General features: G+C 70.4%; 18 protein-coding genes. 4 read left to right on the top strand and 14 right to left on the bottom strand.

All coding sequences use genetic code 11. The features are described 5' to 3' along the window. Positions 1 to 96: 96 nt before the first annotated feature. Complete coding sequence (locus H4F98_RS14780; RefSeq protein ID WP_182688606.1) at positions 97 to 5,046, top strand: alpha-2-macroglobulin family protein; 4,950 nt, start codon at positions 97 to 99, stop codon at positions 5,044 to 5,046. Positions 5,047 to 5,120: 74 nt separating this feature from the next. Continuing rightward, positions 5,121 to 7,487: a penicillin-binding protein 1C gene (pbpC, locus tag H4F98_RS14775; protein WP_182688605.1), complete on the top strand. Its 2,367-nt coding sequence runs from the start codon at positions 5,121 to 5,123 to the stop codon at positions 7,485 to 7,487. Between the two features lie 13 nt (positions 7,488 to 7,500). Here the strand turns inward: pbpC and H4F98_RS14770 are convergent, their stop codons facing one another. Continuing rightward, a complete protein-coding gene (locus H4F98_RS14770; RefSeq protein WP_182688604.1) occupies positions 7,501 to 7,995 on the bottom strand; it encodes a GNAT family N-acetyltransferase in 495 nt (164 codons plus the stop codon). Positions 7,996 to 7,998: 3 nt separating this feature from the next. Further along, a complete protein-coding gene (locus H4F98_RS14765; protein ID WP_182688603.1) occupies positions 7,999 to 8,478 on the bottom strand; it encodes a peroxiredoxin in 480 nt (159 codons plus the stop codon). Positions 8,479 to 8,723: 245 nt separating this feature from the next. On the opposite strand from H4F98_RS14765, the gene H4F98_RS14760 reads away from it, so the two are divergent. Further along, positions 8,724 to 9,635, top strand: coding sequence for a DnaJ C-terminal domain-containing protein (locus H4F98_RS14760; RefSeq protein WP_182688602.1), 912 nt, complete (start codon positions 8,724 to 8,726; stop codon positions 9,633 to 9,635). A gap of 67 nt (positions 9,636 to 9,702) precedes the next feature. Here the strand turns inward: H4F98_RS14760 and H4F98_RS14755 are convergent, their stop codons facing one another. From H4F98_RS14755 to purB, 12 genes are all read right to left on the bottom strand, one after another. Continuing rightward, complete coding sequence (locus H4F98_RS14755; RefSeq protein WP_141518001.1) at positions 9,703 to 10,068, bottom strand: response regulator; 366 nt, start codon at positions 10,066 to 10,068, stop codon at positions 9,703 to 9,705. A gap of 86 nt (positions 10,069 to 10,154) precedes the next feature. Next, positions 10,155 to 11,156: an oxidoreductase gene (locus tag H4F98_RS14750; RefSeq protein WP_182688601.1), complete on the bottom strand. Its 1,002-nt coding sequence runs from the start codon at positions 11,154 to 11,156 to the stop codon at positions 10,155 to 10,157. A 266-nt stretch (positions 11,157 to 11,422) separates the two neighbouring features. Further along, entirely contained in the window at positions 11,423 to 11,941 is a 519-nt protein-coding gene (locus tag H4F98_RS16995; protein ID WP_343064776.1) for a GIY-YIG nuclease family protein, read from the bottom strand. A 203-nt stretch (positions 11,942 to 12,144) separates the two neighbouring features. Further along, complete coding sequence (locus H4F98_RS14740) at positions 12,145 to 12,744, bottom strand: LOG family protein (RefSeq protein WP_182688600.1); 600 nt, start codon at positions 12,742 to 12,744, stop codon at positions 12,145 to 12,147. Beyond that, positions 12,741 to 13,598, bottom strand: coding sequence for a class I SAM-dependent methyltransferase (locus tag H4F98_RS14735; RefSeq protein WP_182688599.1), 858 nt, complete (start codon positions 13,596 to 13,598; stop codon positions 12,741 to 12,743). Before H4F98_RS14735 ends, H4F98_RS14740 begins: the two co-directional genes overlap by 4 nt. Before the next feature lie 90 nt (positions 13,599 to 13,688). After that, complete coding sequence (lpdA, locus tag H4F98_RS14730; RefSeq protein ID WP_182688598.1) at positions 13,689 to 15,131, bottom strand: dihydrolipoyl dehydrogenase; 1,443 nt, start codon at positions 15,129 to 15,131, stop codon at positions 13,689 to 13,691. Positions 15,132 to 15,317: 186 nt separating this feature from the next. Further along, entirely contained in the window at positions 15,318 to 16,541 is a 1,224-nt protein-coding gene (sucB, locus tag H4F98_RS14725; RefSeq protein ID WP_182688597.1) for a dihydrolipoyllysine-residue succinyltransferase, read from the bottom strand. A gap of 70 nt (positions 16,542 to 16,611) precedes the next feature. Beyond that, entirely contained in the window at positions 16,612 to 19,437 is a 2,826-nt protein-coding gene (locus H4F98_RS14720; protein WP_182688596.1) for a 2-oxoglutarate dehydrogenase E1 component, read from the bottom strand. Between the two features lie 162 nt (positions 19,438 to 19,599). Then, positions 19,600 to 20,508 carry a GNAT family N-acetyltransferase gene (locus H4F98_RS14715; protein ID WP_182688595.1) on the bottom strand — a complete coding sequence of 303 codons (909 nt, stop codon included), beginning with the start codon at positions 20,506 to 20,508 and terminating at the stop codon, positions 19,600 to 19,602. Between the two features lie 5 nt (positions 20,509 to 20,513). After that, positions 20,514 to 21,755, bottom strand: a complete 1,242-nt coding sequence (locus H4F98_RS14710; protein WP_182688594.1) for a cupin domain-containing protein — start codon at positions 21,753 to 21,755, stop codon at positions 20,514 to 20,516. Next, positions 21,752 to 22,150 carry a VOC family protein gene (locus H4F98_RS14705; protein ID WP_182688593.1) on the bottom strand — a complete coding sequence of 133 codons (399 nt, stop codon included), beginning with the start codon at positions 22,148 to 22,150 and terminating at the stop codon, positions 21,752 to 21,754. The genes H4F98_RS14710 and H4F98_RS14705 overlap by 4 nt, the downstream gene beginning before the upstream one ends. 53 nt (positions 22,151 to 22,203) lie before the next feature. Further along, positions 22,204 to 23,577, bottom strand: coding sequence for an adenylosuccinate lyase (gene purB / locus H4F98_RS14700; RefSeq protein ID WP_182688592.1), 1,374 nt, complete (start codon positions 23,575 to 23,577; stop codon positions 22,204 to 22,206). A 128-nt stretch (positions 23,578 to 23,705) separates the two neighbouring features. On the opposite strand from purB, the gene H4F98_RS14695 reads away from it, so the two are divergent. Beyond that, positions 23,706 to 25,103, top strand: coding sequence for a class II fumarate hydratase (locus H4F98_RS14695; protein WP_182688591.1), 1,398 nt, complete (start codon positions 23,706 to 23,708; stop codon positions 25,101 to 25,103). The last annotated feature ends 9 nt before the right edge of the window (positions 25,104 to 25,112 follow it).

The following is a 25,112-nucleotide window of genomic DNA, read 5'->3' as shown; positions in this document are numbered from 1 at the left end:
CGTCGTCGCGCTGTCGCGCGCGGTGGCCGCTACTGTACGCGCGCCGGCGTCCCTATACTCGGATGCAGCATCAGTCGGGGACAAAGGGAGCGCGGCATGCGGGGACAGGCTTGGAATCGACGGTCATCGGGCGGACACGGCACCTGGCATTGGAGCCTCGCGGTGGTCCTGGGCGTGGCCTTGCTCGCCGGTTGCCGGCGCGACACCGACGGCCAATTGCCCGAAACCACCGGGACGCCGGTGCGCGCGGAGAAGGCCGCGATCGAGGGCTTCGCGCTGGATTCGGCGTATCCCGACGAGGTCGATGGCGAGCTGGGCATCGCACTGGAGTTCACCCAGCCGCTGGTGGACTCGCAGGATTTCGACGCGCTGGTCTCCGTCACCGACGACAAGGGCGCGGTGGTGAAGGGCGGCTGGGTGCTGGACGACAAGGCGCGCATCCTGCGCTTCCCGCACGTACAGGCGGACAAGGACTACAAGGTCGCGGTGAAGGCGGGCCTGGTGGCGGCGCGGGGCGACCGCCTCGATCGCGCCCTGGACCTGACCGTGCACACCGGCCCGCTGGAGCCGGTGGTGGGCTTCGCCTCGCAGGGCAGCGTGCTGCCGGCGCGCGAGAGCCGTGGCCTCCCGGTGGTCTCGGTGAACGTACCCGAGGTCGACGTGGAATTCCTGCGCGTGCGCGAGAAATCGCTGCCGCGTTTCTTCGGCGAGTACCAGCGCGGCGGGCGTCGCAGCGGCTGGGAGCTCGACGCCGACTATGGCGACAACGTGCCGCTGGCGGAGATGGCCGACCCGGTCTACGTCAACCGCTTCGCGCTCGACGGCAAGCCCAACGAGCGCGTGCTGACCTACCTGCCCCTGCAGGACATCCGTGAGCTGCAGGAACCGGGCCTGTACTTCGCGGTCATGAAGCGGGTGGGGCGCTTCAGCGAGCAGATGGAGACCGCGTTCTTCACCGTCAGCGACCTCGGCCTGCACGTGCGTGCCTACGGCGACAAGCTGTTCGTGCACGCGGCCTCGCTGGCCAGCGGCGCGCCGATCAGCACCGCGGAACTGCGGATCCTCGACGCCAGGGGCGAGCCGGTGTTGACCGGCGAGACCGATCGCCATGGCAACGCGATGCTCGATTACCGCCTCGACGCCGGCCACGTGATCGTCGCGCAGCGCGGCAGCGACGTGTCCATGCTGCCCTTCAACCAGCCGGCGCTGGATCTGTCGGAGTTCGCCGTGGCCGGCCGCGAGCAGGCCTGGTTCGACGTGTTCGCATGGTCCGGCCGCGACCTGTACCGTCCCGGCGAGACCGTTCGCGTGTCGGCGCTGCTGCGCGACCAGGACGGCCGCCCGCTGGGCGACAAGGCGCGCCAGCCGCTGTACGTGCGTTACGTGCAGCCCGACGGCAAGGCGCTGATCGAATCGCGCGTCACGCCCGATGCGCAGGGCTATGTGCGCCACGAACAGGCCATCCCCGCCGACGCCGCGACCGGGCGCTGGAAGATCGAGTTCCGCAGCGATCCCGACAGCAAGGAGGCCGTGCAGGGCATGACCCTGCGCATCGAGGAGTTCCTGCCCGAACGGATGAAGCTCGAACTCGACAGCGCGCAGCCGACGCTGGCGCCGGGCAAGCCGCTGGAGCTCGAGGTCGCGGGTGCCTACCTGTATGGCGCGCCCGCCGACGGCAACCGCTTCACCGCGAAGCTGGCGGTGGCCGTGGAGCAGCATCCCGTCGAATCGCTGCCGGGCTACTTCTTCGGCGATCCCACGCGGGCGTTGCCGCGCGAGGCGCGCGACGTCATCGACGCCACGCTCGACGGGAAGGGCCGGCTGGAGGCCTCGATCGCGCTGCCCGACGAGGTCAAGGGCGACACCCCGGTGGCCGCGATCGTGTCCGGCAGCCTGTTCGAGACCGGCGGCCGCAGCGTCAACCGCACGCTCAAGCGCGTGCTGTGGCCCGCCGACGCACTGGTCGGCATCCGGCCGCTGTTCGACGACAAGGACGGGACCGATGCCAATGCCCCGGCCGGCTTCGAGCTCAGGCGCGTGGATGCCGGGGGCGCGCCGCGACCGGGCAAGGCCCTGCGCGTGACCCTGGTGCGCGAACATCGCGACTACCACTGGAACTACGACGAGGACGGCGGCTGGGACCACGACTTCACGCGTCGTTACGAAGACATCGAGACCCGTACGGTCGACGTCGGCGATGCGCCGCTGAAGCTGGACTTCCCCGTCGAGTGGGGCGACTACCGGCTGGACGTGGTCGATCCCGCCACCGGCCTGGCCACCCGGTATCCGTTCACCGCCGGTTGGAGCTGGAACGACGACAACCGCGGCCTGGACGCGCGCCCCGACAAGGTCAAGCTCGCGCTGGACAAGACCGCCTACCGCGCCGGCGACACGCTGGAGGTGACATTGACGCCGCCGCACGAGGGCAAGGGCCTGGTGATGGTGGAGAGCGACCGCATGCTGTTCGTGCAGGGCGTGGAAGCCAAGGCCGGCACCACCGTGTCGATCCCGGTGACCGAAGACTGGGAGCGGCACGACGTCTACGTCACCGCGCTGGTGTTCCGCGGCGGCAGCGCACCGAGCAAGATCACCCCCGCGCGCGCGGTCGGCGTGGCCCACGTGCCCATGGATCGCCGCGACCGCACGGTGGCCGTCGGCCTTGCCGTGCCCGACATGATGCGGCCCGAGCAGGACCTCGCAGTGACCGTCAGCGCGCCGCAGCTGGCCGGCAAGGAGTCCTACGCGACCGTGTCCGCGGTCGACGTCGGCATCCTCAACATCACCCGCTTCCCGGTGCCCGACGCGGCCCGCCACTTCTTCGCCCAGCGTCGCCTCGGCGTCGATGCCTACGACGTGTACGGGCGCGTGATCGAGAGCTTCGACGGCGCGATGGCGCGCATCCGATTCGGTGGCGACATGGCGTTGCAGCCGCTGGCGCAGGCCCGGCGGCCCACCGCGCGGGTGCAGACGGTCGACCTGTTCGCCGGGCCGGTCAAGCTCGATGCCCGCGGCATCGCCCGGATCAAGCTGCCGGTCCCGGATTTCAACGGCACCCTGCGGGTGTCGGCGCTGGTTTTCGCCGGCGACCGCTACGGCAGCCGCGATGCCGAAGTGGTGGTGCGCGCGCCGGTCCTGGCCGAGGCCAGCCTGCCGCGCGTGCTCGCGCCGGGCGACCGCAGCAAGCTCACGCTCGACCTGCAGAACTTCACCGGCAAGCCCGGCGCGTTCAAGGTCCGCGTCGATGGCGTCGGCCCGCTGTCGGTCGGCGAACCCAGCCGCACCGCGTCGCTCGCCGTCGACGGCAAGACCACCCTCGATTTCCCCCTGCAGGCGCGTGAGGGCTACACCACGGCGCAGGTGCGGGTGCGGGTGGAGGGCAACGGCTTCAAGGTCGACCGCAAGTACGACCTGCCCGTGCGCGCAGGCTGGCCGTCGGTGCTACGGGCGCGGACCCAGGTCCTGGACGAGCTGGCCACGCTGCGGATGGACGCCGGCCTGGCCAGCGGGCTGATGCCCGATTCGGTCACCGCGCGCCTGTCCGTCAGCGCCATGCCGCCTATCCCGTTCGCATCGGCGCTCAAGGATGCCTTGCGCTATCCCTACGGTTGCGCCGAGCAGACCACCAGCAAGGGCTATGCCGCGCTGGAGCTGGACGAGGCGACGGCGCGGATGCTCGGCGTCGCCGGCCTGGGCGATGCCATGCGCAGGACGCGCATGGAAGGGGCGTTCGCGCGCCTGTCGTCCATGCAGGTCAGCTCGGGCCACTTCTCGATGTGGGGCAACGGCGACTACGTCAACCCGATCGTCACCCCCTACATCGTCGAGTTCCTGCTCGACGCGCGCGAGGCCGGCTTCGATGTCCCCGACGCGATGCTGCAGAAGGCCTTGAAGGTGCTCAGCGAGGACCTGCTGTCGGGCAACCAGGGCTTCCACGGCTACGACGAGCGCGAGCACATGCGCTTCGCCTACCAGTCGTACGCCGGCTACGTGCTCGCCCGGGTCAACCGGGCGCCGCTGGGGACGCTGCGGGCGATGTTCGACGACCGCCGCGACCGCAGCCTGACCGGGCTGCCGCTCGTGCACCTGGGCCTGGCGCTCTCGCTGCAGGGCGACAAGGCGCGCGGCGGCCGCGCGATCGCCGCCGGTTTCGCCCGCGACCGCGCGAAGCGGCCGCGCTACCTGGGCGACTACGGCAGCCTGGTGCGCGACGACGCCCTGATGATCGCGTTGCTGCACGAGCACGACCTCGCCCGGCCCGAGTTCGACGCGCGCTCGGTCGACCTGGCGCGCGAGCTCGATGCCCGTCGCAATCGCGGCTGGCTGTGGCTGAGCACCCAGGAACAGGTCGCGCTGGCGCGCCTGGGCAAGGCCTTGCTGGCCGACCAGTCGCGCGAGCTGTCGGGCGAGTGGACGGTGGGAGATGCGCGTACGAAGGCGGCGCTGGCGCGCTTCATCGGTCGCGACTTCGACCACGACGCCCTGGCCGCGGGCATCGCGTTCGAGCCGGAGGGCTCGACGCCGCTGTTCGCGAACTTCGAGGTCGTCGGCGTGCCGCGCACGGCACCGGCCGCCGACGACTCGGTCCTGAAGGTCGTCCGGCGCTGGTACCGCACCGACGGCAAGCCCTGGACCGGGGGCGACCTCGAGGAAGGCGAGGTGCTGGTGGCCGCGGTCAGCATCACCAGCGACCGCAGCATGCCCGACGCGCTGTTGACCGACTTGTTGCCCGCGGGCCTGGAGATCGAGAACTTCAACCTCGGCGACGCCGCGCAGTGGGCCGACGTGGTCATCGACGGCATCAACCTCGGCGAGCGCGAGGACGCCGCGCAGGTCCGGCACGAAGAGTTCCGCGATGATCGCTACGTCGCCGCGGTGAAGCTCGACCGCGGCAATACCGCGCGGCTGTTCTACCTGGTCCGCGCGGTGACGCCGGGGCATTACACGGTCCCGCCGCCGATGGTCGAGGACATGTACCGCCCCGAGTTGCGCGGCATCGGCAAGGCTTCGCCGGCCACGGTCGACGTGGTGCCACCCGGCACGCACTGACGCAGGCTCGCCCGTCCCCCCGCCGCACGAGGCGGGCGGGGCAGGGCGACCATGAGGTCCTGGATCGCCCCGGCATGACCCGCACCGCCCGCCGCCGCCTGCTCAAGACCACGCTCGCCGGCCTGTTGCTGGCGACGATCGCCATGCTGCTCGACCTTGCCTTCCCGCTGCCCTTGCCCGACGCGGGCGACGCCGGGGCGGTGGTGCTCGCCGCGGACGGCACCCCGCTGCGCGCCTTCGCCGACCGCGGCGGCATCTGGCGCTATCCGGTGGAGCCTGGCGAGGTATCGCCGCGCTACCTCGAGGCCCTGCTCGCGTACGAGGACCGCTGGTTCTGGCGCCACCCCGGGGTGAATCCGCTCGCCCTGCTGCGGGCCGGCGGGCAATGGCTGCGGCATGGCCGCGTGGTCTCGGGTGGGTCCACCCTGACCATGCAGGTGGCGAGGATCCTGGACCCGCCGGCCGGCGGCAGCCGCACCGCCTGGGCCAAGGCGCGGCAGGTGCTGCGCGCGCTGCAGTTGGAGGTCCACCTGTCCAAGCGCGAGATCCTGGGCCTGTACCTGGACCGCGCGCCCTTCGGCGGCACCATCGAGGGCGTGGAGGCGGCAAGCTGGGCCTACCTGGGCAAGTCCGCGGCGAAGCTCTCCGATGCCGAGGCGGCGCTGCTGGTGGTCTTGCCGCAGGCGCCCAGCCGCTGGCGCCCCGACCGCGAGCCCGAGGCGGCGCGCGCCGCGCGCGACAAGGTGCTCGACCGCATGGCGGCCACGGGCACATGGACGGCGCGCGAGGTGGCCGACGCGCGCATCGAACCGGTCGTCGCCCGCAGCCTGCATGCGCCGCGCCACGCCGCCCTGCTGGCACGCCGCCTGCGCCAGGCGCATCCGCGCGAGCGCCGCATCGTCTCGACCCTCGACATCGACCTCCAGCGCACCCTGGAGGCGCGCGTCGCGAGCTACTTCTCCGACCTGCCGCCGCGGACCTCGGCGGCCCTGCTGGTGGTGGACAACGCGACAATGGAAGCGCGCGCGTACGTGGGTTCGGTCGAGTTCGCCGATGCCGAGAGGCTGGGCCACGTCGACATGGTGCGCGCCTGGCGCTCGCCGGGCTCGACCCTCAAGCCCTTCCTGTACGGATTGGCGATCGACGATGGCCTGATCCACTCCGGCAGCCTGATGGTCGACGCACCACAGTCGTTCGGCGACTACCGACCGGGCAACTTCGACGCGGCCTACCGCGGCCCCGTGAGCGCCGCCGAGGCCCTGCAACTCTCGCTCAACGTGCCCGCCGTGGACCTGCTCGACCGTGTCGGGCCGGTACGCTTCGCCGCCCGCCTGGCGCATGCCGGGATCGACCTGCACTGGCCGCGCGGGGCCGCGCCGAACCTGTCGATGATCCTGGGCGGTACCGGCGCGCGCCTGGAGGACCTCGTCGGCGCGCACGCGGCACTCAACCGCGGGGGGCTGGCCGGGCGGGTGCGCTATCGGCCGGACGATCCCCGCGCGGACCGGCGCCTGTTGTCGCCCGGCGCGGCGTGGATCGTCCGTGGGATCCTCGAGGACAATCCCCGTCCGGGCATCGTCGACAGCTTCGACGCCAGCGGGCGCGCCCGCGTGGCCTGGAAGACCGGGACCAGCTACGGCTTCCGCGATGCGTGGGCGCTCGGCGGCACCCGCCGGCATACGGTGGGCGTGTGGGTGGGGCGGCCCGACGGCACGCCGCTGCCGGGTCAGTACGGCGCGGTCACTGCCTTGCCCCTGTTGTTCGAGGTGGTCAACGCCTTGCCGCGCCACCGCGGCGATGCCGCCGCCTCGCCACCGCCCCCCGGGGTGGAGGCCATCCAGGCCTGTTGGCCCCTGGGCCTGGCCTTCGACCCGCGGGCGCCCTCGCTATGCCGCCGCAAGCGCGACGCGTGGACCCTGGCCGGCGTGGTGCCGCCCACCGCCGCCGAGCGCGGCGCCCGCCTGTGGAACGCGGGCATCGAGCGTTTCCAGGTCGATGGCACGACCGGCAAGCGCCTGTCCGCCGACTGTGCGCGCCCGCATCGACGGGTCGCCGCCGAGCGTGCGCGATGGCCGGCATTGGCGTCGCCCTGGCTGACACGCGCCGAACGTCGTGCGGCCGCCTTGCCGCCGCTGGCCGCCGACTGCACGGACGACGGACGCGATGGCCACGAGAACCTGGGCATCGAAGGCCTGGACGACCGCGCGATCCTGGCGCCCGCGCCGGGTGCCGCGCGCGGCCTGCGACTGTCGCTGCGGGCCGTGGGCAGCGATGCGCGCATCCGCTGGTTGCTGGACGGTCGCCTGGTCGGCGAGTCGGTGGGCGGCGGGCGTTTCGAGCACGACTTCGGCGAACCCGGCACGCATACGCTCACCGCGCTGGCGGAGACCGGGGCCTGGGCCCGGGTCGAGTTCCGGGTGCTGCCGCGACCCGGTCGCTGAGCGCGCGAAGCGCTCAGGCCGGGGTGAGGCCGGTGCCTGCCTCGCCGTCCTCGGCGCGGGCGCCGCGCGCGTAGATGTCGGGCACGTAGCGCTCCATCAGCGTCGACGGTGCCGCCGGGGCGGTGAAACCGTGGCGGCGATACAGCGCGTGGGCGTCGAACGTCGCCAGGGTGAACCGGCGCAGGCCCTGAAGGTCGGGGTGGGCGTCGATGGCCTGCATCAGCGCGGTCGCGTAGGCGCGCCCGCGGAAGGCAGGCAGCACGAAGACGTCGACCAGGTTGGCGAACGTCGCGCGATCGGTGATCACGCGGGCGAACGCGACCTGGCCCTCGCCGAGGAAACCGCCGAAGCACAGGGAGTGGCGGATCGAGGTTTCCACCCGCGCGCGCGGAATGCCGCGCGCCCAGGTGCTCTGGGTGGCGAGGAAGTGGTGGATCAGGTCGACGTCGAGTTCGGCCGGATCGGTGCTGATGCGCAGCGATCCGGCGACCGGGGCGGCCCCGGCCATGGCTCAGCCGATCTCCGCCAGCACGTGTTCGGCCGAGGAGACGCGGAATTCGCCCGGCGCTTCGACGAACAGCTGCTTGACCACGCCGTCCTCGGCGTAGAGCGCGAAGCGCTTGGCGCGCAGGCCCATGCCATAGCCGGTGGCGTCGAGTTCCAGGCCGAGTGCCCGGGTGAAGTCGGCGTTGCCGTCGGCGAGCATGGACAGTCCGTCCGGGACGTGCTGGTCCTGCGCCCAGGCCTGCATCACGAACGGGTCGTTGACCGACAGGCAGGCGACGTCGATGCCCTTGTCGCGGAACGAACCGAAGTGCTCGACGAAGCCGGGCAGGTGCTTTTCCGAACAGGTCGGGGTGAACGCCCCCGGGACCGCGAACAGTACCGCGCGGGCGCCGCCGAGGACCGCGCGCGACTGCACGGGTTCGATCTCCGCGCCGACGCGCTGGACCACGGTGTCGGGGAGGGTGTCGCCGATCTGGATGCTCATGCAAGGTACCTGCTTGGGGGAGGCGGGAGCCTGGCAGTGTAGGCGCTGCAGCGTGAAGGCCCATCGTCCGTTGGTCATGACCGGCTTGAAAGCGGGCCGCGCCGTGCCTACCTGTGTGATGACCTCGTTTTCGCGGCGGATCGGTAGGATGGGTGCCTCGGGATGCGCCCGGCCGCCGCCGCGCATCGACGGATTTTGGAACCCCGGTCGCCGCCGCTCGCGGCCGGCCGGCATGGGAGACCCGGATGCAGTTCAAGGATTACTACCAGATTCTCGGCGTCGAGCCGGGCGCGGGCGACGCGGAGATCAAGACCGCCTACCGGCGCCTTGCCCGCAAGTACCACCCCGACGTCAGCAAGGAAGACGATGCCGAGGAGCGCTTCAAGGCGGTCAACGAGGCCTACGAGGCCCTGCGCGACCCCGAAAAGCGCAAGGCCTACGACCAGTTGCGCGCGCGAGGCTACCGCCCGGGCGACGAAGTGCAACCGCCGCCCGGCGGCTTCGGCGGCGGCGGTTACGGTGGCGTCGACTTCGAGGAGATCTTCGCCGGCGGTGGCGCAGGCGGTGGCTTCAGCGATTTCTTCGAGGGCCTGTTCGGCCGCGGCCGCCGACCCGGTGGCGCGGGACCCGGGCCGGGTCCGGGCATGGGCCGCGGGCCGGCGCCGCCGCGCGACACCCGCGCCAAGCTGGCGGTGTCGCTGGAGACGGTCTACACCGGCAACAGCGTAAGGATCTCGGTCAACGACAAGACCCTCGACGTGCGCGTGCCCAAGGGCATCCGCGAGGGCCAGGTGATCCGCCTCGCGGGGCAGGGCGGTGCGGGCGACCTGCTGCTGGAAATCGAATACGCCGCGCATCCGCAGTTCGAGGTCGACGGCCGCAACGTCATCCATGTGCTGCCGCTGGCCCCATGGGAGGCCGCGTTGGGCGCGACGCTCAGCGTGCCGACCCTGGGCGGTGCGGTGGAGCTGAAGATCCCGCCCGACTCCGAAGCCGGGCGCAAGCTTCGCCTGCGTGGCCGCGGTCTGCCCGGCAGCCCCGACGGCGACCAGATCGTCGAACTGGAAGTGCTTGCGCCACGGCCGGCCACCGACGCCCAGCGCGAGGCCTACGCCACCCTGCGCGATGCCTTCGGCGAGGACTGGCGCCGCGCCTGAGCCGGTAGCCGGCAACGAAAAAGCCCCGGCCTGGCCGGGGCTTTTCCGTGTCGGAGGAAGGCGACGCTCAGTTGGGGATCAACTGGCCGATGACTTCCGCCAGGTCGTTCTCGCTGAAGGGCTTGGTGATGTACGCCTTGGCGCCCTGGCGCATGCCCCAGACGCGGTCGGTGTCCTGGTCCTTGGTCGTCACCAGCACCACGGGGATGTGCTTGGTGGTCGCGTCCCTGCAGATCGAACGGGTCGCCTGGAACCCGTTCAGGTTGGGCATCACCACGTCCATCAGGACGAGGTCGGGCAGCTCGCGCTTGGCCGCCTCCACGCCGGCGGCACCGTCTTCGGCGGTGACCGCATCGTGGCCCAGCTTTTCGACAATGCGACGAATGCCCATCAGCTGGGACGGAGAGTCGTCGACGATCAGGATACGCGCCATGGTGTTCCCCCAATAACCTGAAGACGATTGTATCCGGGGCGGGGCACTCCGCAAGTTCATTCGCGCCAAAATCGACCGGCGGGCGCTCAGGCCGCCTGGAAGTCCACCAGGGTACGACCGAACGAACCCCCTTCGAGCATGGTGTCGAACACCCCGGGGAGGCCGTCCAGGCCGACCACGCGGGTGCAGATGCGGTCCAGGTGCCGCGGCTTCCAGTCGCTGGCCAGGCGTTGCCAGACCGTCTCGCGGATGTCGCGGGCGGTCCCTGCCGAGGCCACGCCCAGCAGCGACACCCCGCGGATGATGAAGGGCATCACGGTGGTGTCCAGCGCGTGGGTGGCGGCCAGCCCCGCGCTGGCGACGTTGCCGTAGGGGGCGGTCTGGGCCAGCAGGCTGGCGAGCATGGGCCCACCGACGTTGTCGAGGCCGCCGCCGAAGCGGGTGGACTCCATTGGCCGGGTGGTCGCCAGCGCGTCGCGCCCGACCACCTCGGTGGCGCCGATCGCCTTGAGGTACTCGGCCTGGTCGGTCTTGCCGCTGACGGCATGGACCTCGAAGCCCGCGCGGCTGAAGATGTCCAGCGCCAGCGAGCCCACCCCACCGGTGGCCCCGGTGACCGCGAGCGGGCCCAGCCCGGGCGTCTGCCGGTTCTCGGTCATCCGCAGCAGGGCCAGCGCGGCGGTGAAGCCGGCAGTGCCCAGGACCATGCTCTCGCGCAGGTCCAGGCCGTCGGGCAGCGCGATGACCCATTGGCCCTCCAGCCGGACGTATTCGGAGTACCCGCCGTCGCGCGTCTCGCTCAGCCCGCAGCCGGTGGTCAGCACCGCGTCGCCCTCGCGGAAGCGCGGATCGCTCGACGCCACCACGTGCCCGGCCACGTCGATGCCGCCGACCAGCGGGAAGCGTCGCAGGATCTTGCCCTTGCCGGTGCCGGCCAGCGCGTCCTTGAAGTTGACCGACGAATAGGCGCTCTTGACCACGACCTCGCCCGGCGACAGGTCGTCGAGCGACAGGCGCTCGATGCCACTGCGGTAGCCCTGGTCGTCGTCGTGGATGCGGAAAGCGTTGAATTGCGTGGGGAGGGTCATGCTGGTGGTCCTGGAAATGCGAGGCGCTGCAGAGGGCTCATGCAGCGGGTCGGGACGGAGCCTCGTGTCGCTGGCGTTCGGGGGCACTTTACCAGCCATGGGACTGGAGCGAATCTCGCATGAGCGGGCCATGGGCTTTCGCTTTTTGCCTTTGATCGTCATCCCAGCGAACGCTGGGATCCAGCCTTTGCATTGGACTTGACGCCGCGGCCCGGCGCAGCGCGCCGGGCATTCAGCAACACCGCGATGCACTGCTTGCGTGCCTGCTAGAGAAGTGTGGGGTACAGGTCCAGCCACCGCGGATTGCATTCCTCGATCAGCTGGATCTTCCATTCGCGCCGCCAGGCCTTGATGGTTTTCTCCCGTTGGATGGCGGGCGCCATGCTCTCGTGAGATTCGAACCACACGAGGTCATGGACACCGTACTTCCGCGTGAAACCCTCTGTCACGTCGTTCCGGTGCTGCCAGACACGAGTGAGAAGGTTTGAAGTCACCCCCACGTAAAGCGTGCCGTGGTGGTCGCTGGCCAGCATGTACACACAAGGGTGCTTCATGGCTCCCTCCTTGGAGACCTGTCGTCGACAGACGCGACGATAGCACTCGACGCGAAACAAGGTGGAACGAATGGCTGTGGCCAGTGGAGGAGCAAGAGCTGGATCCCAGCGTTCGCTGGGATGACGGGACATTCGCTTGGCCAGCCTCTGCCTTTGCCTTTGCCTTTGTCCTTGTTTTTGTTTCTTTCCTTTGCCTTTGTTCTTGCCTTTGCTTCTGCTCTTGATCGTCATTCCAGCGAACGCTGGGATCTAGCCTTTGCATTAGACTTGGCCCCCGGCCCGGCGCGGCGCGCCGGGCGTTCGGCAAGACCGCGCGGCGGTGCCGCGCAAACGGCCTTGCCTCACCCCAGCGAACGCTGGGATCCAGCCTGAGGCGGGCGCTTGGGCGACCGATGAAAATGCGTGCGTGCGGCGAGGTTCGAACCCGCACCGCCTCAACGCAGCGAACCGCGCCGCTTTTCGTCCATCCATTTGTCCGCCTGCGCCGGGCGGTAGTCCTGCATCCACGCGAGCATGGCGTCGAGGTCGTCGCCGTGCCACAGGTCGGCGCGCTGGTCGGGGTGCAGGAAGCGTTCGTCGACCATGCGGTCGATCATCGCCACCAGCGGCGCGTAGAAACCCTCGACATCGAGGAAGGCGCAGGGTTTGTTGCCGATCCCCAGCTGGCGCCAGGTGAGCATCTCGAACATCTCGTCCAGCGTGCCGAAGCCGCCGGGCAGGGCGACGAAGCCGTCGGCGATGTCGAACATGCGCGCCTTGCGCTCGTGCATGTTCGCCACGATCTCCAGACGGGTGACGCCACGGTGCGCGACTTCCCAGCCGACCAGCTGCTCCGGGATCACACCGGTGACCTCGCCACCGGCCTCGAGCACCGCGTCGGCGACGGCGCCCATCAGGCCGACGTTGCCGCCACCGTAGACCAGGCCGATGCCATCGGCGGCCAGGCGCGTGCCCAGGGCGATGGCGCGTTCGGTGTAGGCGGGTCGCGAACCGGAGTTCGATCCGCAATAGACGCAGAGCGTGCGTGGTTTCATTCGGCCTCCAACAGCATGATCCCGGACATGCGGTGCATGGCATCGCGCTGCTTCGCCGACTGCAGGTGCGAAAGCAGTTGCCACATCCATGCGCCGCGCATGGTGCGCTTCAGGCGCAGGGCCTCCGCCCAGGTCGAGCGGAACGCCAGTTCGCGCCAGCCCAGGGGCGCGAAGAAGCCGGTGTTCTCCTCCGGCCCGAAGCGGAAGGGCGCGTTGCCCTGCTGCAGGTTGCGCTGCCAGTTGCGCGCCAGCATCCGCAGCAGCCTTGGCGAGGCCAGGTCGCTCAGCCACAGGGTGCCCTGGCCGAGGGTATGGATCTCGCGCGCGAGTTCGGCGACCTGTTCGCTCTCCAGGTAGACCAGCAGGCCCTCGGTGATCGCCAGCACCGGGCCGTGGCCCAGGGCGCGGGCGATGGCCGCGCGTCGCGGACCGGCTTCGCGCAGGTCGGCGGCGATGAACTCGACCTCGCAGCGCGGGGTCTCGCCGGCCATGTGGCCGCGGAAGTACTCGACCATGTCCGGCAGGTCGACGTGCAGCCAGCGCAGGGTCGGCGGCAGGTCCAGGCGCCAGGGGCGGGCATCGAGGCCGGCGGCGAGGTTGAGGACGGTGGTCACGCCGTCGTCGATCGCCGCGAGCAGCAATTCGTCCATGACGGCGGTGCGCACCACCATCGGCCAACTCATCGACGTGCCCTTGGGCATCGAGCGGACGATCGCCTCGCCGCGTTCGCCGCCCAGGCGGCGGGCAAAGGGGTCGCGGAAGTGCGCGTCGGGCCGCTCGCTTTCCATCGCCCGGTAGATCGCGACCCATAGCGCGGTGTCGGACACGTTTCGGATCGGGCGGGGGTCGGACATCGCGAGGGCCTCGAATGACGAAGCCGCCTGCGGCGCTGGACGTCGAGGCGGCTTCGTGGGGTCGCGTCCGGAGCGAGGCTCCGGACGGGCTCAGTTCGCCTTGTGGATGGCGCGCTTGTCCACGGCCATCGCGGCGTCGTGGATGGCCTCCGACAGGGTCGGGTGCGCGTGGCAGATGCGCGCCAGGTCGTCGGCGGAGCCCTTGAACTCCATCGTCAGCACGCCTTCGTGGACCAGCTCGGAGACGCCCACGCCGACCAGGTGCATGCCCAGCACGCGGTCGGTCTCGGCATGCGCGATGACCTTGACGAAGCCGGCCGGCTCGCCCATCGCCACCGCGCGGCCGATCGCCGCGAACGGGAAGCTGCCCGCCTTGTACGGCGTGCCTTCGTCCTTGAGCTGCTTCTCGGTCTTGCCGACCCAGGCGATCTCCGGCTCGGTGTAGATCACCCACGGGATGGTGTCGAAGTTGACGTGGCCGGGCAGGCCGGCGATCAGCTCGGCGACCGCGATGCCTTCCTCGAAGCCCTTGTGCGCCAGCATCGGGCCGCGCACGCAGTCGCCGACCGCCCAGACGCCGTCGACGCCGGTATGGCAGTGCTCGTCGACCTCGACCAGGCCGCGCGCGTCGAGCTTAACGCCGGTGTCGTCGGCCAGCAGGTTCTTCGTGGCGGCGCGACGGCCCACGGCCACCAGCAGCTTGTCGACGACCAGGCTCTGCTCGCCCTTGGCGTCGGTGTAGGTCAGGTGCACTTCCTTCTTCTTGCCCTTGCCCTTGACCTCGGCCTTGCTGACCTTCGCACCCAGCTGGATGTCCAGGCCCTGCTTCTTGAACTCGCGGGCGGCGGCCTTGGCGACCTCGGCGTCGGCGGCGGCGAGGAAGTCCGGCAGGGCTTCGAGGATCGTCACCTCGGCGCCCAGGCGCTTCCAGACGCTGCCCAGCTCCAGGCCGATCACGCCGGCGCCGATCACGCCCAGGCGCTTGGGCACCTCGGTGAAGTCGAGCGCGCCGACGTTGTCGACGATGGTGTCGCCGTCGAACTTCGCGAAGGGCAGTTCGATCGAATCCGAGCCCGCCGCGATGATCACGTTGGTGCCCTTGAGCTCGACTTCGCTGCCGTCGTGCTGCTTGACCTTGACGACATTGCCCTTGTGCAGGGTGCCGAAGCCATGGAACGGGGTGACCTTGTTCGCCTTGAACAGCATCGCGATGCCGCCGGTGAACTGCTTCACGATCTTGTCCTTGCGGCCGACCATCGCCTCGACGTCGATCTTCGCGTCCTTGAAGCTGATGCCGTGGTCGCCGAACAGGTGGCCCATGTTCCAGAACTGGCGCGAGGAGTCGAGCAGCGCCTTGGACGGGATGCAGCCCACGCGAAGGCAGGTGCCGCCGAGGGCGGGCTTGCCGTCCTTGCCGAGCGCGGCGTCGATGCACGCGGTCTTGAGGCCGAGCTGGGCGGCGCGGATGGCGGCGTGGTAACCGGCCGGGCCGGCGCCGATCACCACCACGTCGAATGTCTGCTGTTCGCTCATTGCATGGGTTCCTGCTTTTTTCTTCTCCCCCCGGGAGAAGGTGCCCGGAGGGCGGATGAGGGGTCGGCGAAGCGGCGTTGCCACGAGCGCCATGAAGCATGTGGGGCCAGGCAAGGGATGGTGGGAGCCGCGACGCGATCGCCCCTCACCCCAACCCCTCTCCCGGTGGGAGAGGGGCTTGAAGCACTACATGCCCAGCAGCATGCGGTGCGGGTTCTCGAGCTGGTTCTTGATGTCGACCAGGAACAGCACCGCGTCCTTGCCGTCGATGATGCGGTGGTCGTAGCTCAGCGCGATGTACATCATCGGCGCGGCGACGACCTGCCCGTTCTCCACGATCGCGCGCTCCTTGATGGCGTGCATGCCGAGGATGGCGGACTGCGGCGGGTTGACGATCGGGGTCGACATCAGCGAGCCGAAGGTGCCGCCGTTGGTGATGGTGAAGGTGCCGCCCTGCAGGTCGTCCAGCGAGAGCTTGCCGTCGCGCGCCTTGGTCGCGAAGTCGGCGATGCCCTGCTCGACCTCGGCGAAGCCCATGCGCTCGACGTTGCGCAGCACCGGCGTGACCAGGCCCTTGTCGGTCGACACCGCGATCGAGATGTCGGCGTAACCGTGGTAGATGATGTCGTCGCCGTCGACCGAGGCGTTGACCGCCGGGTGGCGGGCGAGGGCGTTGGCGGCGGCCTTGGCGAAGAAGCTCATGAAACCGAGCTTGATGCCGTGCTCCTTCTGGAAGGCCTCGCCCAGCTGCTTGCGCATGGCCATGACCTTGCCCAGGTTGACCTCGTTGAACGAGGTCAGCATGGCGATCGATTCCTTCGACTGCATCAGGCGCTCGGCGATGCGCTTGCGCATGCGGGTCATCGGCACGCGCTCTTCCGGACGCGCGCCGCCGGCCTGGCCGACGCCGCCGTTGCGGGCGTAGTTGAGCAGGTCTTCCTTGGTCACCGCGCCGCGACGGCCGGTGCCCTCGACGCCGGCCGGGTCGATGCCCTGGCTGACGGCGGTGAAGCGCGCGCCCGGCGGCAGGTCGTCGGTCTTGCCGGCGGCCTTCGGCGCGCTGGCCCTGGCGGCCTCGGCCTTGGGCTGAACCGGCTTGGCGTCGGCCTCCTGCTTGCGGGCCTCCTGCTCGGCGCTCTTGCTCTGCGCGGGCGGCGCGGCCTCGGCGGCGGCGCCTTCCTCGACCAGGCCCAGGATCTGCTCGCTGGTGACGGTGTCGCCCTCGTTGAACTTGATCTCCTTGAGCACGCCGTCGACCGGCGAGGGCACTTCGAGCACGACCTTGTCGGTCTCGAGGTCCACCAGGTTCTCGTCGCGCTTCACCGCGTCGCCCGGCTTCTTGTGCCAGGTGGCGATGGTGGCGTCGGAGACGGACTCGGGCAGTACCGGAACTTTGATCTCGGTGCTCATGGGGCGGGCATCCTGGATTGCGTAGATGGAATGTCGTGTGGCGGGGGATGGGACGCGGGCCGGGCCCGCGTCATTCGGGGCTGGCGTCGCCCTGCAGCGGGTTGGTCAGCGCATCGGCGACGAGCTGGGCCTGCTCGGCGACATGGTCGGCATAATGCCCCGCCGCCGGTGAAGGCGAGCGCAGGCGGCCGGCGTAGTGGAGCGCCTGCTTGCCCTGCAGGCAGTGCGTCAGGTGGTGGCGGATCTGGTACCACGCGCCCTGGTTCTGCGGCTCTTCCTGGCACCAGACCACGTCGGTGGCCTTGCCGAAGCGCTTGAGCTCGGCCGACAGCAGCTCGCGCGGGAACGGGTAGAGCTGCTCGACGCGCACGATCGCGACGTCGTCGAGTTCGTCCTTGCGCGCCTGCTCGAGCAGGTCGTAGTAGACCTTGCCGCCGCAGACCACCACGCGCTTGACCTTCTTCGGGTCGGCGTCGTTGTCCGGGATGAGCTGCTGGAACCCGCCCTTGGCCAGCTCGTCCAGCGTCGACACGGCCAGCTTGTGGCGCAGCAGCGACTTGGGCGTCATGACCACCAGCGGCTTGCGCGTGGTCATGTGCATCTGGCGGCGGATCATGTGGTAGGCCTGCGCCGGCGTGGTCGGCGTGCAGACGATCATGTTGTCGAGCGCGCACAGCTGCAGGAAGCGCTCGAGCCGCGCCGAGCTGTGCTCGGGGCCCTGGCCTTCGTAGCCGTGCGGCAGGAACAGCGCCAGGCCGCACAGGCGGCTCCACTTGGCCTCGCCGGAGGACAGGAACTGGTCGATCACGACCTGCGCGCCGTTGGCGAAGTCGCCGAACTGGGCTTCCCAGATGTCCAGCGTCATCGGGTCGGTGGTCGAGTAGCCGTACTCGAAGCCCATCACCGCCTCCTCGCTGAGCAGCGAGTCGATGATGGTCACGTCCGAGGGCGTGTCCACCAGCCGGCGCAGCGGCAGGATGTACTCGTCGGTGGTCTGCTCGTGCAGGATCGCGTGGCGGTGGAAGAAGGTGCCGCGGCCGCAGTCCTGGCCGACCAGGCGCAGCTTGTAGCCGTCCTCGAGCAGGGTCGCGTAGGCGAGGTTCTCGGCGAAGCCCCAGTCGCCCGACAGATCGCCGGCGGCCATCTTGCGACGGTCCTCGTAGATCTTGGCCACGCGCGGATGCAGCTTGACCTCGTCGGGGATGTCGTTGATCACCCCGGCGAGGCGGCGCAGCTCCTTGCCGTCGAAGGTGGTGTCGACCGGGTCGCTGAGCTTGCCCTTGAGGAAGGTCGGCCAGTCGATGGTGAACTCGTCGGACTTGGTCTCGGCCAGCTCGGTGGCGACTTCGCCGGCGTCCAGGCGGTCGCGGCAGGCGTCGACCAGGGCCTGGGCCTCGTCCGCGCTCACCGTGCCCTCGGCGACCAGGCGCTCGGCGTACATCGTGCGCGGCGTCGGGTGCTTGCGGATCTTCTGGTACATCAGCGGCTGGGTGGCCGCCGGCTCGTCGGCCTCGTTGTGGCCGTGGCGGCGGTAGCAGACCAGGTCGATGACCACGTCGCGGCCGAAGGTGTTGCGGAAGTCCAGCGCCAGCTCGGCGCAGAAGACCACGGCCTCCGGGTCGTCGCCGTTCACGTGCAGCACGGGCGCGCCGACCATCTTGGCGACGTCGGTGCAGTACAACGTGGAGCGCGCGTCCTGGCGGTCGCTGGTGGTGAAGCCGACCTGGTTGTTGATGACGATGTGCACGGTGCCGCCGACCGCGAAGCCGCGGGCCTGCGACATCTGCAGCAGCTCCATCACCACGCCCTGGCCGGCGAACGCGGCGTCGCCGTGCATCAGTACCGGCAGCACCTGCGCGCGGCCGTTCTCGCCGCGGCGGACCTGGCGCGAACGCACGCTGCCGGCGACCACCGGGTCGACGATCTCCAGGTGGGAGGGGTTGAACGCCAGCGCCAGGTGCACCGGACCGCCGGGCGTGGCGATGTCGGCCGAGAAGCCCATGTGGTACTTCACGTCGCCGGTGTGGGCGCGGTCGTCCTGGACGTGCTCGAACTTGCCTTCGAACTCGTCGAACAACTGGCGCGGCGGCTTGCCGAGCGTGTTGACCAGCACGTTGAGGCGGCCGCGGTGGGCCATGCCCATGATGATGTCCTGCACGCCGTTGGAGCCGGCGCGGCGGATCATGGTGTCCATCAGCGGGATCAGCGCGTCGCCGCCTTCCAGCGAGAAGCGCTTCTGGCCCACGTACTTGGTGCCCAGGTAGCGTTCCAGGCCTTCGGCGGCAGTCAGGCGCTCGAGGATGCGCTTCTTGTCCTCGCTGCTGCGGCCGTACTTGCCGCCGGCCTTCTCCAGGCGCTCGTACACCCAGCGGCGCTGCTCGGCGTCGGAGATGTGCATGAACTCGGCGCCGATGGGGCCGGTGTAGGTCGCCTTGAGCAGGTCGAGCAGGTCGCCCAGCTTCATGCGTTCCTTGCCGGCGACGCCGCCGGTGCTGAACTCGGCCGGGAAGTCGCTCTTGTTCAGGCGGTGGAACGGCAGGTCCAGGTCCGGCGCGTCGGGCTTCTCGAACAGGCCCAGCGGGTCGAGTTCGGCGGCGAGGTGGCCGCGCGACCGGTAGGCGGTGATCAGGCGGCCGACCGAACGCTCGCGTTCGTCGCCCATCCCGGAAGCGGCGGCGCCGCGGGCGGCGCGTCGGCCGGCCTCGGCGATGCTGTCGAGCACGGCCGAGTGCGGCACGTCCCCGGCCTCGCGGCCCTTGAAGTCATCGAAGTAAGCCTTCCATTTGGCCCCGACGCTGTCGGGATCGACCAGGTACTGCTCGTACAGGTCTTCGATGTAGGCGGCGTTTGCGCCGAGCTGCGACGACTGGGAAAACTGCTTTAGGAGGCTATCCACGATGGCATCGGGAAACTCTAGGGGAGGGGGGCAGCCCGCGTCGAACGCGTGCGGAGACATTAACGGGGGCCAAGACACGGAATTATAACGTTAGCCGGGGGGGCTTCGGCCACCACCCTTATGTCGAATGGGGTCGATGGGCGGTCGCGGGTTAAGCGGGGCTCAGAGTCCGAGCGCCCGGAATTCGCTGCAGGGCCGGGCGCGCTCCCAGATTTCCTGGAACGCGGCACGCAGCTGGCGGACCCGGGCGGGGTCGTCGATGCGGGTTTCGCCGTCCACGCGGTGTCCCAGCGGGCGGTAATACCAGCCGCCGCGGTCGTTGAAGGCGTAGGCGCCGGCGAAATTGAGGTCCACCGGCTCCTCGATCACGCGAAACGCGATCGCCGAGGAACGACGCTGGCCGAGGCTGATCAACGGCGACAGCGCGTCCTGCGCGGCCTTGGGGTCGCGCAGCAGGACGCGCAGCTCGCCGCCGTCCTGCAGGAATCGGCGGATCGCTTCGATGACCTCCGGGCGGTCGAGCAGGCCGGGGTCGAGCTCGCGGGTATGCAGGCACAGCTCGCGCCGGGCCCGCGCGACCAGGCCCAGCAGCGCCGCGCGGGCGGCCTCGAAGCCCTCGACCGGCGTCGGCACGCCGAGGGAGCGGTGCATGTCCTGGTGGACGATCCCGGCTTCCTCGAAGCGCGGGCCGCGCGGCAGGAAACCGTGGCGGCTGTAGAAGGCGATGGCGTCGGCCTGCGCGTGCAGGCTGACCGACGGCCAGCGGTGCGCGCGTGCCTGTTCCAGCAGGGCCTCGAGCATGGCTTCGCCGACGCCCTGGCCCCGATGCCCGGCCAGCACCGCCATGCGGCCGATGCGGCGCTCGGGGGTCAGGCGGCCGGTGCCGATGGGCCGGCCCTCGGCATCGCGCGCCAGCACGTGGTCGCACTGGGGGTCCATGGCGTCGAGCTCGAGGTCCAGTGGCACGCCCTGTTCCTGGACGAAGACCGTCTCGCGCACGCTGCGCAACTCGGGCAGGGCGCTGGCGTAGTCGACGGCCTCGACGCGGAAGGCGGGTGCGGAATCGCTCATGCGGATCAGGCCTCGTCGTCCTCGGTGAGCAGATGGTAATGGCCATCCTGGAGGAGTTCGAACACGCGGTCCTGGCCCGCCTGCGACAGCGTCGCGTAGGTGGTGCCGTCGAGACGGGCGTTGTTGGCGATGACCGAGGCGTCGGCCGCGTCCACGTCGGCCGCCTGGCCATTGACGAACAGGCGCGCCGGGCCGCCGGAGGCACCGCGCCGCCAGGCCATGCGCGACCACGGATGGCGGGCGAGAGTGGCGCCGTTGCGCAGGTCCCACTCGACCTCGATCCGCGATCGCGACGGGCCGCCGGCCATGACCTCGCCCGCGCTGCGGTAGAGCGTGATGAAGCGGCCGAACCAGTCGCCCAGGCGCTCGGGGTCGTTCATCCGCAGCATGTTCAGCGCTTCGACCGCGCGGTCCATCGCCGCGGCGTCGATCTCGGCCGGATCGGCCGGCGGCGCAAGGTCGGGGTCGCGGTAGCGCAGGCGCTCGTCGGCCTCGGCCGCAAGCGTGTCGACGAAGTCGCCCAGCAGCTCGGCGGCCGAAGGCGCGCGCATGCCGACCGAAAACGTGAGGCAGGCATCCTCGGCGACGCCGTGGTGGGGCACGCCCGGCGGCAGGTAGAGCATGTCGCCCGGACCCAGCACCCAGTCGTGGGTGGGGGTGAACTCGCGCAGCAGCTTCAGCTCCACGTCGTGGCGGAAGTCCAGCGGCGGCGCGTCGCCGGCATCGATCTGCCAGCGCCGGTGGCCCTGCGCCTGCAGCAGGAACACGTCGTACTGGTCGACATGGGCGCCGACCGAGCCCCCGGGGGCGGCGAAGGAGACCATGATGTCGTCGATGCGCCAGCGCGGCAGGAAGTCGAAATGCGCGAGCAGCGCGGCGACGTCGGCATCCCATTTGTCGACGTCCTGCACCAGCAGGGTCCAGTCCTGGTGGGGCATGCCGGGGAACTCGCCCTCGTCGAACGGCCCGGTGCGCACCTGCCAGCGGTCCGCCGCGCGGTCGTGGCTGACGATCCGCGAGAGCGCGGCTTCCTCGCAGGCCAGGCCGGCGAGGTCCTCGGGTTCCAGCGGCGAGACGAAGCCGGGGAAGGCATTGCGCAGCAGCAGCGGGCGCTTTTGCCAGTAGTCGCGCAGGAACGTCGCCGCGGGCATGCCCAGCGGCGGCTGCCGGCGTGCGTCGACCTCGATCGGCGGCGCCGCGACGCGCTTGCGCGCACCGGTGGCGGTGGGGCGGGGCTTGGGGCTCATGGGAGGATCTCGTCGTAGCCGCGGCCGAGGAACTGCAGCAGGCACCAGCCGTGGCCGAAGGGGTCGGCGATGGTGGCGATGCGGCCCCAGCGGGCTTCGCGGATGTCGCCCTCGCGGGTGGCGCCGGCGGCGAGCGCGCGGTCGAGGGCGGGTTCGAGCGCGTCGACCACGACGTCGACGTGCAGGGGCGTCCAGTGGCGGTCGTAATCGCGCGCGCGCGACGCGGCGCCTGTGCTGCCGGCGGCCTTGCGCAACAGGTAGACGGGGACCGCCGCGCCCAGCATCTCCACGCCGTCGTCGCCGAAGCGGCGTCCGGCGTGCAGGCCGAAGGCGGCAGCGTAGAAGGCCTCGGCCGTGGCGATGTCCGGCACGTCGATGTTGAGCAGCAGGTTCATGGTCGGACGTCCGGGGGGAGGCGGATCGCGCCGCGCGGGTGGGTCGGGGTGGCTCAGATCTCCCGGGCCAGGCGCTCGGCCAGGCCGGTGTAGCTGCCCGGGGTCATGTCGATCAACGGCTGCTTGGCCTCCGCCGGCAGGTCCAGGCCCTCGATGAAGGCGCGCATGGAGGCGGCGTTGATGCCCTGCTGGCCGCGGGTGAGGGCCTTGAGCTGTTCGTAGGGGTTGGGCAGGCCGTGACGGCGCATCACCGTCTGCACGGCCTCGGCCAGGACCTCCCAGGCGGCGTCCAGGTCCTCGGCCAGCCGCACCGGGTTGGCGCTGAGCTTGCCCAGGCCGCGCAGCAGCGCGTCGAAGCCGATCAGCGCGTGGCCGAAGGCGGTGCCCAGCGCGCGCAGGGTGGTGGAGTCGGTCAGGTCGCGCTGCCAGCGGCTGATCGGCAGCTTGGCCGCGAAGTGCTCGAACAGCGCGTTGGCGATGCCCAGGTTGCCTTCGGCGTTCTCGAAGTCGATCGGATTGACCTTGTGCGGCATGGTCGAGCTGCCCACTTCGCCGGCCTTCACCGCCTGCTTGAAGTAGCCCAGCGAGATGTAGCCCCAGATGTCGCGCGACAGGTCGATGCAGATCGTGTCGATGCGGCGCTGGGCGTCGCACAGCTCGGCGATGCCGTCGTGCGGCTCGATCTGGGTGGTGTAGGGCTGCCAGTTGAGCCCGAGCGAATGCACGAAACGCTCGGAGAAGCGCGGCCAGTCGACCTCGGGATAGGCCGCGACGTGCGCGTTGTAGTTGCCCACCGCACCGTTGATCTTGCCCGGCATGCGGGCCCCGGCCAGGGTCTCGCCCTGGCGCTGCAGGCGCGCGACGACGTTGGCGATCTCCTTGCCCACCGTCGTCGGCGACGCGGTCTGGCCGTGGGTGCGCGACAGCATCGGCAGCGCGGCATGCTCGTGCGCCATCGCGCGCAGCGTCTGGATCAGCTCGTCCAGCTTGGGCAGCAGCACGTGCTGGCGCGCCTCGTTGAGCATCAGGGCGTAGCTGAGGTTGTTGATGTCCTCGCTGGTGCAGGCGAAATGCACGAACTCCAGCGCCGGGCCCAGCTCGGCGTCGTCCTTCAAGCGTTCCTTGATGAAGTACTCCACGGCCTTGACGTCGTGGTTGGTGGTCGCCTCGATGGCCTTCACCGTCGCGGCGTCGTCGACCGACAACCCGTCGGCCAGCGCCCGCAGGCGCGCGGCGGCGGCATCGCCGAAGGGCGCCAGCTCGGTGATGCCCGGCTCGGCGGCCAGCGCGAGCAGCCATTCGACCTCGACCTTCACCCGCGCCTTGATCAGCCCGTACTCGGAGAAGATCGGCCTCAGGGCGTCGACCTTGCCGGCATAGCGGCCATCGAGCGGGGACAGGGCGGTCAACTGGGTCTGGACGGACATTGGCGGGACGGGATCGTGGGTTGGGCGCGCATTCTAACGCCGTCGGGCGGGCGGCGTGGTCGTGGGCCGTCTCACGGCCCGGGCACGCCGTCCCGGGTAGGCTGGGCGGATCGATCCAGGAGGACAGCATGGCCAGGCCCACCACCCGAACCGAACACGACAGCATGGGCGAGCTGCAGGTGCCCGCCGACGCCCTGTGGGGCGCGCAGACCCAGCGTGCGGTGCAGAACTTCCGCATTTCAGGGCGGCCGATGCCGCGCGGCTTCATCCGCGCCCTCGGCCTGGTCAAGGCGGCCGCGGCCGAGGTCAACGGCGGCCTGGGCCTGCTCGGCAAGACCACCGCCGCCGCGATCCGCAAGGCCGCGCTGGAGGTGGCCTCCGGCGCCCACGACGCGCAGTTCCCGGTGGACGTGTTCCAGACCGGCTCGGGGACCTCCAGCAACATGAATGCCAACGAGGTCATCGCCCACCTGGCGGCCGGTAAGCGCCTGAAGGTCCATCCCAACGACCACGTGAACCTGGGGCAGAGTTCGAACGACGTGGTGCCCACGTCCATCCGCGTGGCGGCCTGCCTGGCGGTGCGCGAGGACCTGCAGCCGGCCCTCGTCCATTTGCGGAAGACCGTCGAGCGCCGCGCCCGTGCCCTGGGGCGGGTCGCCAAGACCGGGCGCACCCACCTGATGGACGCGATGCCGCTGACCTTCGGCCAGGAGTTCGGCGCCTGGGCCTCGCAACTGGCCTCGGCCGAAGCGCGCATCGCCGACAGCCTGGTGCGCCTGCGCCGCCTGCCCATTGGCGGCACCGCGATCGGCACCGGCATCAATGCCGACCCGCGCTTCGCGCCGCGCATGGCGCGACAGCTGTCGAGTCTGTCCAGGCAGCGTTTCGAACCCGCCGCCGACCGCTTCGAAGGCATCGCCGCGCAGGACGACATCGTCGAGATGTCCGGACAGCTCAACGCGCTCGCGGTGGCGCTGATGAAGATCTCCAACGACCTGCGCTGGATGAACTCCGGTCCCCTGGCCGGCCTGGGCGACATCGAGCTGCCTGCCCTGCAGCCCGGCAGCTCGATCATGCCCGGCAAGGTCAACCCGGTGATCCCCGAGGCGGTGGCGATGGTCTGCGCGCAGGTCATGGGTCACCACACGGCGATCACCGTGGCCGGGCAGAGTGGCAACTTCCAGTTGAACGTGATGCTGCCGCTGATCGCCCTCGATCTGCTCGACGGCATCGGCCTGCTGTCGCGGGCGATGCGCCACTTCGCCGACGACGCGATCGATGGCCTCACGGTGCGACAGGCGCGGGTGGACGAGGCGCTGTCGCGCAACCCCATCCTGGTCACCGCACTCAACCCCATCATCGGCTACGAAAAGGCCGCCGCCATCGCCAAGCAGGCCTACAAGGAAGGCCGCCCGGTCCTGGACGTCGCCCGCGAGGCCACTGGCATGTCGACGCGGGAACTCAAGCGCCTGCTCGACCCGCTGGCGCTCACCCGCGGCGGCGTCCCGTCGCGCGACGGCGCCTGACCCCGTCCC

Origin of the sequence: Marilutibacter spongiae (assembly GCF_014145325.1) — a bacterium.
GTDB classification, from domain to species: Bacteria; Pseudomonadota; Gammaproteobacteria; order Xanthomonadales; family Xanthomonadaceae; genus Marilutibacter; species Marilutibacter spongiae.
This window is presented reverse-complemented; position numbering and strand designations above follow the sequence as displayed.